Origin of the sequence: Janthinobacterium sp. 35, assembly GCF_002754575.1 — a bacterium.
Classification (GTDB): Bacteria; Pseudomonadota; Gammaproteobacteria; order Burkholderiales; family Burkholderiaceae_D; genus Janthinobacterium; species Janthinobacterium tructae.
Map to the genome: position 1 here is coordinate 2,412,943 of NZ_PEFN01000001.1, position 15,617 is coordinate 2,428,559.

11 protein-coding genes and 1 tRNA gene are annotated in these 15,617 nt (G+C 60.2%); 1 reads left to right on the top strand and 11 read right to left on the bottom strand.

Translation table 11 applies throughout. The features are described 5' to 3' along the window. Window positions 1-163: 163 nt before the first annotated feature. From CLU93_RS10830 to CLU93_RS10860, 8 genes are all read right to left on the bottom strand, one after another. On the bottom strand, window positions 164-1,048 hold the full coding sequence (locus tag CLU93_RS10830) for an IS3 family transposase (RefSeq protein ID WP_243420400.1): 885 nt from the start codon (window positions 1,046-1,048) through the stop codon (window positions 164-166). Window positions 1,049-1,065: 17 nt separating this feature from the next. Further along, window positions 1,066-1,416, bottom strand: a complete 351-nt coding sequence (locus CLU93_RS10835; protein WP_099759988.1) for a transposase — start codon at window positions 1,414-1,416, stop codon at window positions 1,066-1,068. A gap of 100 nt (window positions 1,417-1,516) precedes the next feature. Continuing rightward, window positions 1,517-2,587, bottom strand: a complete 1,071-nt coding sequence (locus CLU93_RS10840) for an aldose epimerase family protein (protein WP_099761069.1) — start codon at window positions 2,585-2,587, stop codon at window positions 1,517-1,519. 17 nt (window positions 2,588-2,604) lie between these two features. After that, entirely contained in the window at window positions 2,605-3,552 is a 948-nt protein-coding gene (locus CLU93_RS10845) for a glycoside hydrolase family 43 protein (protein ID WP_099761070.1), read from the bottom strand. Window positions 3,553-3,576: 24 nt separating this feature from the next. Continuing rightward, the gene (locus tag CLU93_RS10850; RefSeq protein ID WP_099761071.1) at window positions 3,577-4,929 is read right to left on the bottom strand and encodes an MFS transporter; all 1,353 of its coding nucleotides are present in this window, start codon (window positions 4,927-4,929) and stop codon (window positions 3,577-3,579) included. Window positions 4,930-5,042: 113 nt separating this feature from the next. Continuing rightward, the gene (locus CLU93_RS10855) at window positions 5,043-7,700 is read right to left on the bottom strand and encodes a TonB-dependent receptor (protein WP_099761072.1); all 2,658 of its coding nucleotides are present in this window, start codon (window positions 7,698-7,700) and stop codon (window positions 5,043-5,045) included. Window positions 7,701-7,762: 62 nt separating this feature from the next. Next, complete coding sequence (locus CLU93_RS27860) at window positions 7,763-8,062, bottom strand: hypothetical protein (RefSeq protein ID WP_143451729.1); 300 nt, start codon at window positions 8,060-8,062, stop codon at window positions 7,763-7,765. Further along, window positions 8,035-8,110: transfer RNA gene (locus tag CLU93_RS10860), tRNA-Arg, on the bottom strand. The genes CLU93_RS27860 and CLU93_RS10860 overlap by 28 nt, the downstream gene beginning before the upstream one ends. Before the next feature lie 199 nt (window positions 8,111-8,309). Here CLU93_RS10860 and CLU93_RS10865 point away from each other — a divergent pair. Continuing rightward, window positions 8,310-8,873 (top strand): c-type cytochrome, encoded by a 564-nt coding sequence (locus CLU93_RS10865; protein WP_099761073.1) that lies wholly within the window; start codon window positions 8,310-8,312, stop codon window positions 8,871-8,873. A 115-nt stretch (window positions 8,874-8,988) separates the two neighbouring features. On the opposite strand, the gene CLU93_RS10870 is transcribed toward CLU93_RS10865, so the two are convergent. From CLU93_RS10870 to CLU93_RS10880, 3 genes are all read right to left on the bottom strand, one after another. Continuing rightward, window positions 8,989-10,893, bottom strand: coding sequence for a methyl-accepting chemotaxis protein (locus CLU93_RS10870; protein WP_099764337.1), 1,905 nt, complete (start codon window positions 10,891-10,893; stop codon window positions 8,989-8,991). A 228-nt stretch (window positions 10,894-11,121) separates the two neighbouring features. After that, window positions 11,122-13,197, bottom strand: a complete 2,076-nt coding sequence (locus CLU93_RS10875) for a M13 family metallopeptidase (RefSeq protein ID WP_099761074.1) — start codon at window positions 13,195-13,197, stop codon at window positions 11,122-11,124. A 282-nt stretch (window positions 13,198-13,479) separates the two neighbouring features. After that, entirely contained in the window at window positions 13,480-15,564 is a 2,085-nt protein-coding gene (locus CLU93_RS10880; protein WP_099761075.1) for a M13 family metallopeptidase, read from the bottom strand. Between the last annotated feature and the right edge of the window lie 53 nt (window positions 15,565-15,617).

Here is a 15,617-nt window from a genome sequence, read left to right on the forward strand (position 1 = left end):
CTTTCCAATCAATTTTTAATGCGTTCCGATATCGAAAACGGTATCAGCATGCGCCAATGAAAACGCCCTGCGGGCGCATGGCGGCAGGGCGTGGAAGGTTTTCAGTCCGCGTTACCCCAGCAAAGGCTGGGGTCGTACCCTGAGGGTATGAGGTGTCCCGGTTTTAATGGAGAGTCACTCCCTCGCGGTGCGGGGGATTTTTAATCGATGCGTAATGCACCTCAACCTCGATTGGGGTGCGGTATTTCAAGCTTTGATGCAAGCGCATCCGATTGTAATACACCTCGATGTAATCGACGATAGCAGCCTTGGCCTCTTCGCGTGTGGCATACGTCGTATTGTGCGTGATTTCGTTTTTCAGCTGCGAGAAGAAGCTCTCGGCCACGGCGTTATCGTGGCAGTTACCACGCCGGCTCATGCTGGGCCGCAACTGATGTTCCTGCAGCACGCTGCGATAGGCCGCCGATCCGTACACACTGCCCTGATCGGTATGACAGATCAGATTGGCAGGCGGCTTGCGCTGCGCAATGGCCATCCTCAAGGCCGCGATGGGTAGCATGGCAGGCTGCGACGTATCCATCGACCATCCCACCACCCGGCGTGCAAACAGGTCGAGCACGATGGCCAGATGCAGCCATCCTTCACGCGTACGTATCGACGTGATATCGCCCACCCAGGCCGTATTGGGCGCGGCAACATTGAACTTCCGTTGCAACAAATCAGGCGCTGGAGGCTCGGTGTGTTGATGTGTCTGCATGACACGAAAGCGCTGCCGGCGCATCGACGTAATGCCATCGAGCTTGCGCAGGCGTGCCACGCGGTGCTTGCCGCAGATGATTCCCTGCGCATGCAACAGCCGCCAGGTCTTGACCGCGCCCGGCGCACAGCGATGTTCTGCATGGAGGCGCTTGATGTCCTCGCGCAGCGCCAGATCGACAGTGTCATGCAAGCTGGGCAACCGTTTCGCGGCCGCATAATAACTGCTGGGACTGACCTGCAGTACCCGGCACATCGCGGCGAGCCGAAACTCGGCTTGGTGCGCGGTAATGAAAGCGTACTTGTGCTTTAACGCCGCGTTAAGTACGCATCGAGCTTTTTTAAGATGGCGTTCTCCTCCAGCGAAGCCTGCAGTGCACGCTTTAAACGGACATTCTCTTTGGCCAGATCCGTGGTCGAGACAGGCGTTACCACTTTCGGCGCCGGCAGTTCGCCAGCTTGCTTGAGCGCGGCAGCCCACTTGTACAGCTGATTGCGGCGGATGCCCAGTTCCAGCGCCAAGGCGGCCGGGCTGCAGCCAGGTTCCTGCATGCGCTCTACAGCAGTGAGTTTGAACTGCCTGGAGAAAACGGTGCGTTCCCGCCGCACTTGCGTAGCGGGAACAGCGTCTGATACGGCAAGCGATGGCTTCTTGGTCATGATGGATTCCTTTGGATGTCACTATTTTCTCAAATTAGTGACCCTCCATCAAATCCGGGCTAGCTCAGTACGACCCCAGATTTCGTTTGGGGTTAAACGATTATTCTGCGGAAAACCGATATACCGTTTCCGTCTGATACACCTGACCCGGACGCAAGATGGTGCTGGGGAAGTGGGACTGGTTCGGCGAATCCGGGAAATGCTGGGTTTCCAGGCACAGCGCGCCGCGATAACTGTGGGCGCGCAGCTTGCCGTGCTGGCTGCCGTCGAGGAAATTGCCCGAATAAAACTGCACACCGGGCTCCTGCGTGTACACCTGCATCACCCGCCCCGAAACGGGCTCGCGCACCATGGCGGCCAGCTTCAGCCTTTGCTCCGGCTGTTGATTGAGCACAAAGTTATGGTCGTAACCGCGCCCGATGCGCAGCTGTTCATGCGGCACATCGATGCTGTCGCCAATGACGGTACTCTGGCGCAAGTCGAACGGCGTGCCGGACACGTCCGCCAGTTCGCCCGTGGGTATCGATCCCGCATCGACGGGCAGGTAGCGGTCCGCGTTGATCGTCACCTCATGGCCAAGGATACTGCCCTGCCCCGCCAGGTTGAAATAGCTGTGGTTGGTCAGGTTGATCGGCGTGGCCTGGTCCGTCACGGCGTGGTAGCGCAGGCTCAGGGCGTTGTCGTCATCCAGTTCATAGGTCAGCGTCACGTCGAGCTTGCCCGGATAGCCATCTTCGCCGTGCGGGCTGCTGCGCGTGAACGTGATGCCCACGGCGTCATCGTTCGTGAACGGCGCGGCTTGCCACATCACCTGGTGAAAGCCCTGGTTGCCGCCATGCAAGTGATTCGGCGCATTGTTGACGGCCAGCTGGTAATCCTTGCCATCGAGACTGAAACGTCCCTGCGCGATGCGGTTGCCGTAGCGGCCGATGACGGCGCCCAGGAAAGCGCCGTTGTGCAGATACGGCTCGATGCGCTCGAATCCCAGCACCACGTCGGCAAAGTGGCCGTCGCGGTCAGGCACATGGATTGCGCTGATGATGGCGCCAAAGTCGAGCACTTTGACTTGCATGCCCTGGCGGTTCCTCAGGGTAAATACGCTGACGGGCTGGCCATCGGGCAGGATGCCGAACGGCGCTTGCGTCACTGAAACAGAATCAACTGGGGTCATGGCGTCGGATCCAGGTTTTACAGGGTCGATGAACGGCCAAACACGGGCATGCCTTGCGCATCCCAGCGCAGCGGTTTGACAAACGTGTGGCGGTCCGGGTTCCACAGGGGGTCGCCGACGATTTCCGTGTAGGTGCGGGCATGGTACACCAGCAACACGCCGTCGCCATCCTCGGCCGTGGTAAAACTGTTGTGGCCAGGGCCGTAGATGCCGTGCTCGTAGCAGGTGGCAAACACGGGCTCGGGCGACTTCGTCCACGCCGCCGGATCGAGCAGGTCGGCCGTGTCATCGGCCCAGAGCAAGCCCATGGCGTAGTTTTCATCGGTGGCGCTGGCCGAATAGCTGATGAAAATCTTGCCGTTGCGTTTCAGCACGGACGGCCCCTCGTTGACCCAGAAGCCGCGGATTTCCCAGTCGAATTCCGGTTTGCTCAGCATCACGGGCGGACCGGCCAGCTGCCACGGCGTGGCCATCGGCGCGATATACAGGTTCGAATTGCCCTCGATGGCCACATCTTTCTGCGCCCACAGGTAATACAGCACGCCGTCGTGCGTAAAAGTGGTGGCGTCCAGGCAGAAGGTGTCGATGCCCGTGTCGATCGATCCCATGAATTCCCACTCGCCTTCCAGTGGATTGGCGTTGGCATTGCGGATCGCATACATGCGGTGCTGGAACAATTTATCTTTGATTTCGCGGCTCGGTGCGGCGGCAAAATACACATACCAGGCGCCCTGGTTGAAATGCAGCTCGGGCGCCCACACCAGCTCGCTGTACGGGCCCGTGTCCGGCTTGTGCCACACGTCGACCGCTGGTGCGCCGGCCAGGCCGGCGATGCTGTCGGCGCGGCGCAGCTCGATGCGGTCGTACTGGGGCACGGAGGCCGTAAAGTAATAATAGCCATCGCTGTGGCGGTAGATATGCGGGTCGGCGCGTTGTTCGATCAGCGGTTTCAAGATGTCTGCCATGTTGCTTGCTCCATTCAGTTATTCTTACGCGGCGACAAAACCGCGCTTGTGCATTTCCACTTTTACGCCACGATAATAGTCATCGCTGATGCGGTACTTGAACATCAGCAAGCCCATCAGCAGGTGGAAGAAGCCGGGGATGATCGACAGCATCAGGGCGATGCCGTTCAGGGCGAATTGCGTTTGTTCATGGTTGGGCTGGTAGTCGAAATAGGACAGCAGCATGCCGACCAAAAAGCCCGCCACGGCCATGCCGGCTTTCTGGCACACCGAGATGCCGCCAAAGGCGAAACCGGAGACGCGCTTGCCCGTCTTGACTTGACCATAATCGATGGTTTCGGCGATGGCCGACCAGAACACGGGCGCGTGCAAATCCACCACAAAGGACAGCAGGAAATACAGGGCGAAGGCCAGCACGGTGTCGCTCGGCGTTACAAAAAAGTAGATCGCCAGGCTGATCAGCGCGACGCCGATTTGCGAGTAGCGGAACAGCTTGACCTTGCAATAAAACTTGGTGATCCAGGTCGAGGCGATCATCGCCAGGATGGCCGCCACCACGCCCGTGGTCAGGAAGGCGGCCACCGTTTCCGTGCTGCCACCCAGATAGTATTTCGCATAATAAATAGCGACGGAGCCGCGCACCACGTAGCCGACCGTGCCCGTGACGCACACGCCGCACAGCACCAGCCACTGGTCGTTCTGCAGCAGCACCTTCAATTGTTCCAGCAACGATTGTTTTTCCACCACGTGCACGACGCGCTCGGTGGTGGTGAAATAGCAGAACAGGAACAGGGCCACGCCCATCACCGCCATCACGGCCATGGCCGCCTGGTAGCCGACGGCCGGGTTGCCGCCGCCCCAGCGCTGCGACAGAATCGGCACGACGATGGTCACCATGAAGGCGCCGATCTTGGCGAAGAACAGGCGGTAGCCATTGGCCGACAGGCGCTCATGCGGGTCGCTGGTCAGGCCGCTGATCAGCGAGATATAGGGAATGCCCACGCCGGCCGTCATGATGGTCATCAGGATATACGTGGAATATGCCCAGATCAGCTTGGCGTCATAGCCCCATTCCGGCGTGGTGAACACAAAAAACACGCTGACGCCGAAGGGCACGGCCAGCCACAGCAGGTACGGGCGGTAGCGGCCCGAGGCAAAGCTGTAGCGGTCGGTAATCTGCCCCATGACGAGGTCGGCGATGGCGCCCACCACTTTGACGGCCACGAACAGCAGGGCCAGGTCCGTGGTTTTCAAGCCATAGATATCGGTATAGAAAAAGGTGATGATCAGCATCATCGACGAGATGACGACATTGAGCGCCATGTCGCCCGCGCCGAAGCCGACCTTTTCAACGGTGGATAATTTTTGCGTCTCCATGCTTTCCGTCCATTCTTTTGATGATGAGTCGTGTCTGACTGCCTAACTGCAACGCAAGGGGCGCTGCCGGCCGAAACCTTGGCAACGCCCTTGATGTTTACTGTGCGACTAACTTACATTTTCCAGCGCAGGGATAAGCCTACCGTCCGGTCATAACGGCGCGTATCGCGCGGATACACGCCTGCCTCGTTCCAGTAATCCTTGAATTTGGTATCGAGCAAGTTATTCCCGTCCAGGGTCACGGTGAACTGCTCGTTGATCTTGTATGACAGCGATCCGTCAAGCTGGGCCGTCGGCGCCACTTTCAAGTCCAGGCCGGGGCCGCCCTGGTTGTAGCTGTCGATGAATTTCGAGCGCCAGTTGTAGGCCAGGCGGCCCGACCACGCATCTTTTTCGTACAACAGCACCAGGTTGTAGGCATAGCGCGACACGCCCGTGATGGCATGGCTGCCCGTCTCGTCGTTGGTCTTGCCGCTCATATAGGTGCCGTTCGCTTGCAAGCCCAGGCCGCTCAACAGGCCCGGCAAGCCGTCATAAAATTGCTGGTAGCCAATTTCCAGGCCTTGCAGCTTGCCGGCGGCCGTGTTGTACGGGCGGTCCACATCATAGGTCTTGCCGGCGATGGTTTCGCTGGCAATGCGTTGCTGGATATAGCCGTCGAACTTGTGGTGGAACACGGTTGCCGTCACGGAACCGGCCGGCGCGAAATACCATTCCAGCGCCGCGTCGACATTGTCGCCCGTCACCGGTTTCAAGTTCGGATTGCCACCCGCGCCCGTCGCCTTCACCGTTTCCGTCGAGTTGACCAGGGCCACGCCCGGGTTCAGCTGTGCAAAGCCGGGGCGGCTGATGGTGCGGCCCGCGGCGAAGCGGCCCACCAGGTCGGCGCGCAGCTTGATTTTCAGGGCCACGCTGGGCAGCACGTCGGTGCTGGCCGTGTCGCTGATGACGGGCGTGTAGACGCCATCTTGCGAACTATTGCCTTGCAGGCTTTGCTCGGTGCGCACGACGCGCACGCCCAGAGTGCCGTCGACGGGGTAGGCGCCCAGCTTGAAGGCGATCTTCGCCTTGGTATAGATGGAATACGTCTTTTCCGTATCCTTGAAGAAGGAGCCAGGGTCCATGGCGCGCGCCGCGCTGCTGCCCGTGACGGCTTGGCGGATCGTGCCCGTGTTATTGAGCAGGAAGCTGGCGCACGGCGTGTACCACTGCTTCAAGCCATAGTCGGGGCCGCCGCTGGACATCGGTTCCGACAGGCAATTGAGGCCGGGAATCGAGGTCACGCTCTGGCGATTGAACGGAAACGCTGCGCCGGACACGTCCGGTGCTTCCGCATTGCCCTCGAAGCTCTTGATCGATTCGGCTTCGCGTTTGACGCCGCGCAAGCCGACGCTGATTTCCTTGAAGATGCCGCCGGCACTCGGCGTGTAGGCCAGGTCCGCGCGTACATCGTTCGAGCTACCCTGGTCCCGGCCGTAGCGGTCGAAAAAGCCCTTCAGATAGTAATTCGACGGATCTTGCACATCGATGCCCGTGTAGTCGACGTGCAAAGTGCCGTTCCGGTTGGTATTGATGCTGGCGTTCGGCACGACGGTAATGGCATCGAGAATCGGGTTGCGCCAGGCATAGCTGCTTTTGGTGCTGGCCACTTCCGACGTGAAACGCCATTCCGGGTTGATATCCCACAAACCGCCGACGGCAAACTGATGCGTCTTCGTCTGGTTCTTGTTCGCCTGCGTCGACATGATGGTGTTGACGTTGGTGGAAGTGAGCGTTTGCAGCTGGTTAGTGCCGGGAATCTTCGTGGCCGACACGGGCGTGCCCCACCATGGCAAGCCGACGAAGTAATCGGATTCGGCATCGAGCAGAAAACGCGTGGCCATGCCTTCGGCGTACAGTTCGACGTCGGCGTTCGGACGCCATTGCAGCACGGCATTGGCGGTCGTGCGGCGGCGGTCGCCCTTGATCGGCAACAAGCCCACCTGGTCCGGCCCCGTCAACCCCGGCGACAGGAAACTTTTGTCCACGGGCGCCGTACTGAACGCGCGTTCTTCATGGTAGAGGTGTTGCTGCTGCGACAAGCCCAGCAGCGCGCCCACTTCGCCGATGCCCGTCTTCCAGCGATTCGACAGCATGCCGCTGATATTCGGGTCGGTGGCTTTCGACTTGTCGCTATAGACGGCGCGTGTGTTGACGCTGGCGGTAAACTCCCTGAAGTCGAAGGGACGATTCGTGCGCACGTCGATGATGCCGGCCACGCCGCCTTCGACCTGGTCGGCGCCCTGCGATTTGTACACATCCACGCGCTGCAGCATGGTGGCGGGAATGTCGGCCAGGTTGACGTAGCGGCCCGTGGTGGTGAACAGTTCGCGGCCATTGAGCAAGGTCGTGACATCGCGCAAGCCACGGATCATGACGGCGCTCGCCTCGCCCGAATCGCGGCGGATCTGGATGCCGGAAATGCGCGCCAGGGTCTCGGCCACGTTGTTGTCAGGGAATTTGCCGATGTCGTCGGCCACGATGGAATCGATGACCTGGTCCGAGCGCATCTTGATCTGCTGGGAATTCTGCGCCGAGCGGCGCACGCCGCTGACGGTCACCACCGACACTTCCGCCGCAGGCTCGGCACTGGCATCGGCCACCACCGCCTCCTGCGCCCAGACCGAAGCCGTGCTCAGCAGGCCGATACCGGCCAATGCCGCAACGGCTGCCTTCAAAATGAATGGACGAGGGGAAGTGGCCGCGAGCGGGCCGGTGGCGTGGCGCATCATGAATCTCCAGATATTGTATTGATATTGTTGTACCGCTTGCATGTCGTGCGCATGCTCGGCGTTTATCTTAGGGGCTGGACGATAATCTCTCCAATCAATTTTTCCACTGTTTCGATATCAATTTTGATATCGGTGGCTGGAGGACTTTGGAGGTTGTAAACAGACAACGGCAGGGGCTTCAGGGGCATTTTCGGGTGTGCGACGCACATGGCATCCCCCTCAAGCTGGCAAGCAGCGATACAGACCTTGTCAGGCTTGCTGAAGGAATAGTGGGGATACAGCCTGCAGCCGCATGGCAATGCCGGCTGGATAAAACGAGGGGTCTTGATTTGTCTGGTGCGGCTGGCGGGGATCGAACCCACGACCCTTGGCTTCGGAGGCCAATACTCTATCCACTGAGCTACAGCCGCGTAGGGGGAATTTCTGAAGTGATGCGAAGGATACCGTTTTTCTTTACCTACGTCTACGGAAACTGTCGTATCGCTGGCAATTGCATGTCGCTGCTCAATTTTTGTGCCTATAATTGTGGGTTTCACAAAGGTTTACATCCAAGCATGTAAAAATGCTACCTTACACGGCCATCAGTTTCAAATCTGGACTAAGGACATCATGAGCGACGCACATAACGAACAACAATCAGCGATCAAAACGCCTAAACAATTGCTTGCCGCCGTAGCTGGCTTCTTCCTCGTCACCGTCATCGGCATCATCTTGCTGGTGCAGTTCGTCACGGCGCAAAAACTGACGGGCGCAGGGACGGACAGCCAGGCGCCGGAAGCCATTGCCGAGCGCCTGAGCCCCGTCGCCAACGCCGGCTTTACCTTCAAGGATGCCAGCGGTCCGAAAGTGCTGCAAAGCGGCGAAGCCGTCTACACGGCGACCTGCGTGGCTTGCCATGGCGCCGGCGTGGCCGGTGCACCGAAGTTTGGCGATGCGGGCGGCTGGTCGGCCCGTCTGGCCCAGGGCTACGATACGGTCCTGAAACACGCCATCGAAGGCTTGCGCGCGATGCCGGCCAAGGGCGGCAATCCTGACCTCGACGATGTAGAAGTGGCGCGCGCCGTCGTCTACATTGCCAACGCTTCGGGCGGCAAGTTCAAGGAACCGGAAGTGCCGGCACCGGCCGCAGCCGCTGACAGCGCTGGCGCACCAGCGCAAGAAGCCACGAAATAATCACGCTGCCGCGTCAAGCGGCACGTTGCAGCGGCTCCAGGGTTGCTTCGGATGTGAAAAAGCCGCCCGGTTCAACTTGAACCGGGCGGCTTTTTTAATGTCCGTGCGCGGCGCGCTACAGCTTGAATGCGCCGATGATCTGTTCGAGCTTGGCCGTCTGCTCCTGCATCGAATGGGCTGCCGCTGCCGCCTGCTCCACCAGCGCCGCATTTTGCTGGGTGGTGTCGTCGAGCTGAACGATGGCCTGGTTGACCTGGCCGATGCCCGTTTCCTGCTCCTGGCTGGCCAGCAGGATCTCGCCGATGATGTTGGCAACCTTGTCGGTGCCGGCGACGATCTCGTGCATGGTGGCGCCAGCCTGGTCGACCAGCTTGGTGCCGGCGTTGACGTTGTGCACCGATTCAACGATCAGCGCGCCGATCTCCTTGGCCGCCGTGGCCGAGCGGTGCGCCAGGTTGCGCACCTCGGACGCCACCACGGCAAAGCCGCGGCCCTGTTCGCCGGCCCGGGCCGCCTCGACGGCCGCGTTCAACGCCAGGATGTTGGTCTGGAACGCGATCCCGTCGATGACGCTGATAATATCGGCGATTTTCTTCGACGAGTGTTCGATCGCGCCCATCGTCTCGACCACCTGCGTCACCACCGCGCCGCCCCGCGCCGCCACCTTCGAGGCGTCCAGCGCCAGCCGGTTGGCCTCCTGGCCGCTGCTGACGTTCTGCCTGACGGTGCCGGTCAACTCCTCCATCGACGCGGCGGTCTGCTCGAGCGCGCTGGCCTGGCTTTCGGTACGGGCCGACAGATCCTGGTTGCCGCTGGCAATTTCACGCGAAGCGAGCGCGATCGACGCCGTGCTGGTGCCGATTTCGCGCATCATCTGCTGCAGCCGCTCGATGAAGGCGTTGAAGCTGCCGGCCACATCGTTGAACTCGCTGCCACCGCCGCCCGGCAGGCGCCGCGTCAGGTCGGCGTCGCCAGCCGACAGCGCGTCGATATTGCTCTTGAGTACGCCCAGGCGTCCCATGAACAGGCGGATGCTGCCGATGAACATGGCCAGCAGCAGCAGGGCGATGGGGATCTGCACCATGCCCAGCTTGCTCAAGATGCGGTCGCTTTGCTCGGTCAGCTGGCTGGTCGGCAAACCGGTCGCCAGCACCCACGGACTGCCCGGTATCGCCTTCAGAAACAGCGTGTGAGGCGTGCCGTCGCTGCGATACTCCGATTCGGCCACGCCCTGCGCATCGAGCTTGGGTAGCAGGCGGCCGATGGCCGCCACCATCGGCGAACTGGACGCCAGATCCTCGACTTTCTTGAGTACGATCTCGTCCTTGATATACGTACTGTTGCTGATGATCTTGCCGTCGCGTTCGACGATCAGGATCTGGCCGTGGATCGTTTTCTCCATGTCGGCCACCAGGCGGTTGAAAAAGCCCAGCGTGACATCGATGGTCGATACGCCGTACAACTCGTTGTCCTTGTAGATCGGCATGGCGCAGTTGGTGCGCGGCTGCGCACTGGCATCGTCCTTGTAAGCCTTGGCCCAGTCGCAATGGCCCTTGGCAGACTTGAGCCCGCCCAGATACCAGCTCTGCTCGAAGTACTTCAACGACTCCGGCGAGTTCCAGTGGGTGTTGACGACCAGTTTGTTGGAGGCGTCGCGGGCGAAAAAGGTGCTGAACTTGTCGCGCTCGGGATCGCGCTTTTTCGGCAGCGGCCAGATGCCGCCGCCAAACACATTCGGGTCGGAATACTGGTCGACCAGTCCCGGCAGCAGGACGTCGATCGCCGCGCTGTCCATCAGCGCCACCGTCTGGGTGATGCTGCGCTGCTGCGCCTCCACCTGTCGCAACTGCTCGGTAATCCTGGTGGAAATTTTGCTGACGTCAAAACCGACCACCATGCCCTCGGTGCGTTTCAAATCCGGCGTGACGAAGAAATGGATGACGGCCAGGGTCATGACCAGCAGCACCACAAAAACAAGACTGAACAGGGTGATAAAACGGGCTTGGCTGGTACGGAATATGTCTCTCACAATGTTTCCTTTTTGATGACACACGGGGCGTTATACAGGTTTATTCTTGTTTTCATCCAGATATAGGCGCTTCAAACTTCGTTGTCAACGAGCAAGGAAAATCACCGGCGACGCACGCAACACTTCGCTGTGTACGGCTGGCACGCAAGCAAAAAAAATGCCGCCCGGCGCGAACCGGGCGGCATTGCTACCGTATTTCTGTCCAGCCGAAAAAATGGCTTACCACATGATGACGCGGTCTTTCGGTGGCAGATACATCTTGTCGCCCGGTTTCACGTCGAAGGCCTGGTAGAAGCCGGGCTGGTTGCGCATGGTGCCGTTGGCGCGGAACTGGCCCGGCGAGTGCGGGTCCGTTTTCAGCAAGACCAGTTGCTGCGCTTCACGCATCTTCATGCGCCAGACCTGGGCAAAGCCCGCATAGAAACGCTGTTCGCCCGTGAAACCGTCGATGACGGGGGCTTGCTTGCCATTCAGCGACAATTTGTACGCCTTATAGGCAATCGCCACGCCGGAATTGTCGGCAATGTTCTCGCCCAGGGTCAGTTCGCCGTTGACGAAGTGGCCAGGGATGGGGCTGAAGCTGTTGTACTGCGCCACCAGCTGCTTGGTTTTCTTGGCGAAGTTTTTATGGTCGGCCTTGGTCCACCAGTCGCGCAGGTTGCCGTCGCCGTCGTACTGGGCGCCCTGGTCATCGAAACCGTGGCTGATTTCATGGCCGATCACGCCGCCGATGGCGCCATAGTTGACGGCGTCGTCCGCCTTGGCGTCGAAGAACGGCGCTTGCAGGATGGCGGCCGGGAAGACGATCTCGTTCAGTTCCGGGTTGTAATAGGCGTTCACGGTCTGCGGCGTCATGCCCCACTCGTCGCGGTCGATAGGCTGGCCCAGCTTGTTCAATTCGCGGTTGTAGTTGAGCAGGTGCGAACGCTGGATATTGCCGATCAAGTCGTCTGGTGCCACCGTCAGGCCCGAGTAATCGCGCCATTTGTTCGGGTAGCCGATCTTGGTGGTGAACTTGGCCAGTTTAATTTGTGCCTGTTTCTTGGTGACGGGGCTCATCCAGTCGAGCTTGTCGATGCTTTGCTGGTAAGCCGTCATCAGGTTTTTTACCAGCGCTTCCATGCGCACCTTGCGCTCGGCCGGGAAATATTGCTCCACGTACAACTGGCCTACGGCTTCGCCCAGCGCGCCTTCGACGGCGCCCACGCCACGCTTCCAGCGCGGACGCATTTCCGTCACGCCCGTCAGGGTGGTGCCATAGAAGGCAAAGTTTTCATCGACATACGCTTTCGGCAGGTAGCCGGCGTTGGCGTGCAGCAAGTGCCACTGGAAGTACGCTTTCCACGTCGCCAGCGGCGTCTTGTTGGCGATCTCGGCAAAGCCCTTCAGGTAGCTGGGCTGGCTGACGATCACGTAATTGACCTTGCCGGCGATGCCCGTGTCCTTCAGATAGCGGGCCCAGTCGTAGCCTGGCGCCATGGCGGCCAGTTTCGCCAGCTCCACCTTGTTGTAGGTCTTGACGGGGTCGCGGTTCTGCACATTGCTCCATTGCGCCTTGGCCAGATCCGTTTCCAGCGCGAGGATAGCCTTGGCGTTGGCGGCAGCATTCGCATCGCCGGACAAGCTGAGCATTTTTTCCACGTGGGCCAGGTATTTGGCGCGCGTATCGGCCTTGCCCGCTTCCAGGTAGTAATCGCGGTCAGGCAAGCCCAGGCCGCTTTGCACGATGTCGGCCACGTATTTGGTGGAATCCTTGGCGTCCTGGTGGATACCGAAATCGTACGGCGAGGTCACGCCCAGCTTGCTGAAGTGGGCGATGACGGCCGGCAACTCCGCCTTGTCCTGCAGCGCGGCGATCTTCGCCAGCTCCGCGTTCAACGGTGTCAGGCCCAGGCTTTCCAGCTTGGCTTCATCCATGAAGCTGTTATAAAAATCACCGATTTTCTGGGCATTCGAGCCGGCCGCGCGGGCCTTGTCGGCACTGGCGCCTTCGACGATGCCACGCAGCTGCGTTTGCGTATCGTCAGCCAGCTTGGCAAAGCTGCCCCAGCTCGACTTGTCGGCAGGAATGACGGTTTCCGCCAGCCATTTGCCATTCAGGTGCTGGAACAGGTCGTCCTGCGCGCGCACGGCTGGATCGACGTATTCGACGGCGATGCCGGACGTCAGCCCGGCGCCGGCGACGGCCGTGGCGGGAGCCGCAGCGGCTTTCTTGGCAGAATCAGCGGCGCCAGCCATGCCGGATACGCCGGCCAGCAAACTCAGGGTCAATGCACTTAACAAATAACGATTCACGGTTGTCCTCTATATTATATTGTGTGGAATATAAGGGTCAGAAGGCCCAGGGCTTCTGGCCCGGTTTTTGACTGTAGCATACCGACTGAAATGACAGAAAGAACTTTGGCCAGAATGTAAAAAAGACCACGCGAGGTGGTCTTTTTTGTTGTGACAAGATAACGTTTACATGACGTAGGTCGGCTTAGCCCGGAGGGCGTAAGCCGACAACATTGTTGGCACAGGCTGTATCGTCGGATTACGCGCTTGCGCGCTAATCCGACCTACCCGGCTAAATGACGTTTACCAGATGATGACGCGGTTTTCCGGCGCCACATACATCTTGTCGCCCGGTTTCACGCCAAACGCTTCATAAAAACCTGGCTGGTTGACCATGGTGCCATTCGCGCGGTACTGGCCCGGCGAATGCGGGTCGGTCTTGATTTGCACGATTTGCTGCGCTTCGCGCATCTTGCTGCGCCAGACCTGGCCAAAGCCCATGTAGAAGCGCTGGTCGCCCGTCAAGCCATCGAGCACGGGCGCCGGCTTGCCGCCCAGCGAAATCTTGTAGGCCTTGTACGCGATCGCCACGCCCGAGTTGTCGGCGATATTTTCGCCCAGGGTCAGCGCGCCGTTGACGTTGTAGCCCGGCAATGGGCTGTAGCCGTCATATTGCTTGGTCAGCGCATCGGCCTTGGCGGCGAAGTTCTTGCGGTCGGCCGGGGTCCACCAGTCGCGCAGGTTGCCGTCGCCATCGGACTGGCTGCCCTTGTCGTCGAAACCGTGGCTGATTTCATGGCCGATGACGGCGCCGATGGCGCCATAGTTGACGGCGTCGTCCGCGTTGGCGTCGAAGAACGGCGGCTGCAGGATGGACGCGGGGAAGACGATTTCATTCATCGTCGAGCTGTAATAGGCGTTCACCGTCTGCGGCGTCATGCCCCACTCTTCGCGGTCGATCGGTTTGCCCAGCTTGGCCACTTGGCGCGCCGAAGCGAAATTGGCCGCGCGCATGATGTTGCCCACCAGGTCGCCCTGGACGATTTGCAGCTTCGTGTAATCGCGCCATTTGTTCGGATACGCGATCTTCGGCGTGAACTTGGCCAGCTTGGCTTGCGCTTCTTTCTTGGTCTCCGGGCTCATCCAGTCCAGGGTATCGATGCTGTCCTTGTAGGCGGCCAGCACGTTTTTCACCAGTTCCTGCATGTGCGCCTTGCGCTCCGCCGGGAAATATTGCGCGACATACAGCTTGCCCACGGCTTCGCCCAGCACGCCTTCGACCGCGCCCACGCCACGCTTCCAGCGCGGCTGGTTTTCCTTCACGCCACTGAGTACCGTGCCATAGAAGGCAAAGCTTTCATCGACGAAGTTTTTCGACAGGTAGCTGGCATAGCTGCGCAGCAACTGCCATTCGAAATACGCTTTCACGGTGTCCAGGTCGCTTGATGCCAGCACCTTGTTGTAGCCGGCCAGGTAGCTTGGCTGGTTGACGATGACGTAATCGACCTTGTTGGCGATGCCCAGGGCGGCCAGGCCCGACTTCAGGTCGTAGCCCGGGGTCAGGTCGTTCAGTTTATTGATGTCGGTCTTGTTGTAGCGTTTGACGGGGTCGCGGTTCTCAACCTTGGTCCATTGCACTTCGGCCAGGGCCGTTTCCAGCGCAACGACCGCCTTGGCGCGCGCGGCGGCGTTCTTGTCGCCGGCCATGGCCAGCATTTTTTCCACGTGCGCCTGGTATTTTTCCTTGACGCCAGCCTGCTTGGCTTCCAGGTAGTAATCGCGGTCGGGCATGCCCAGGCCGCTTTGGCTTACATATGCCGCATATTTCGTCGAGGCACGCGCATCCTGGCCCACGTAGACGGCGTAGGGAGTCGACACGCCCGTCTGGCTCAGGTGGGCGATCAGGGCCGGCACGCCCTTCTTGTCGCGCAGCGAGCGGATGCGGTTCAGTTCGCCGGCCAGCGGCTTCGTGCCCAGCGCATCGAGCTTGGCTTCATCCATGTAGCTGGCGTACAGGTCGCCGATTTTCTGCGCTTCGGAACCGGCCTTCTTGTTTTTGTCCTGTTGCGTGGCTTCGATGATGCCGCGCAACTGTGGCGTCGTGTCATCGCGCAGCTTGGCGAATGAACCCCAGCTCGACTTGTCGGCAGGGATCTCGGCCGTCGCCAGCCACTTGCCGTTCAAATGGGTAAAGAAATCGTCCTGCACGCGCACGGCGGGGTCGATGTACTGCACGTCGATACCGGAAACGACGCCAGCGGCGGCAGGCGCGGAAGGTGCGACACTGGGCGCCACGGTCGGGGCGGCCACGGCGGATGCGGGTTCGGCGGCATGGGCAAACGCAGCCAACAGGGTCAGGGTCAGACTGCTCAAGAGATAGCGATTCACGGATTGTCCTTATGGGGCATATCAAAAAAGACCGGGCAGATAGCTGCGGGCGG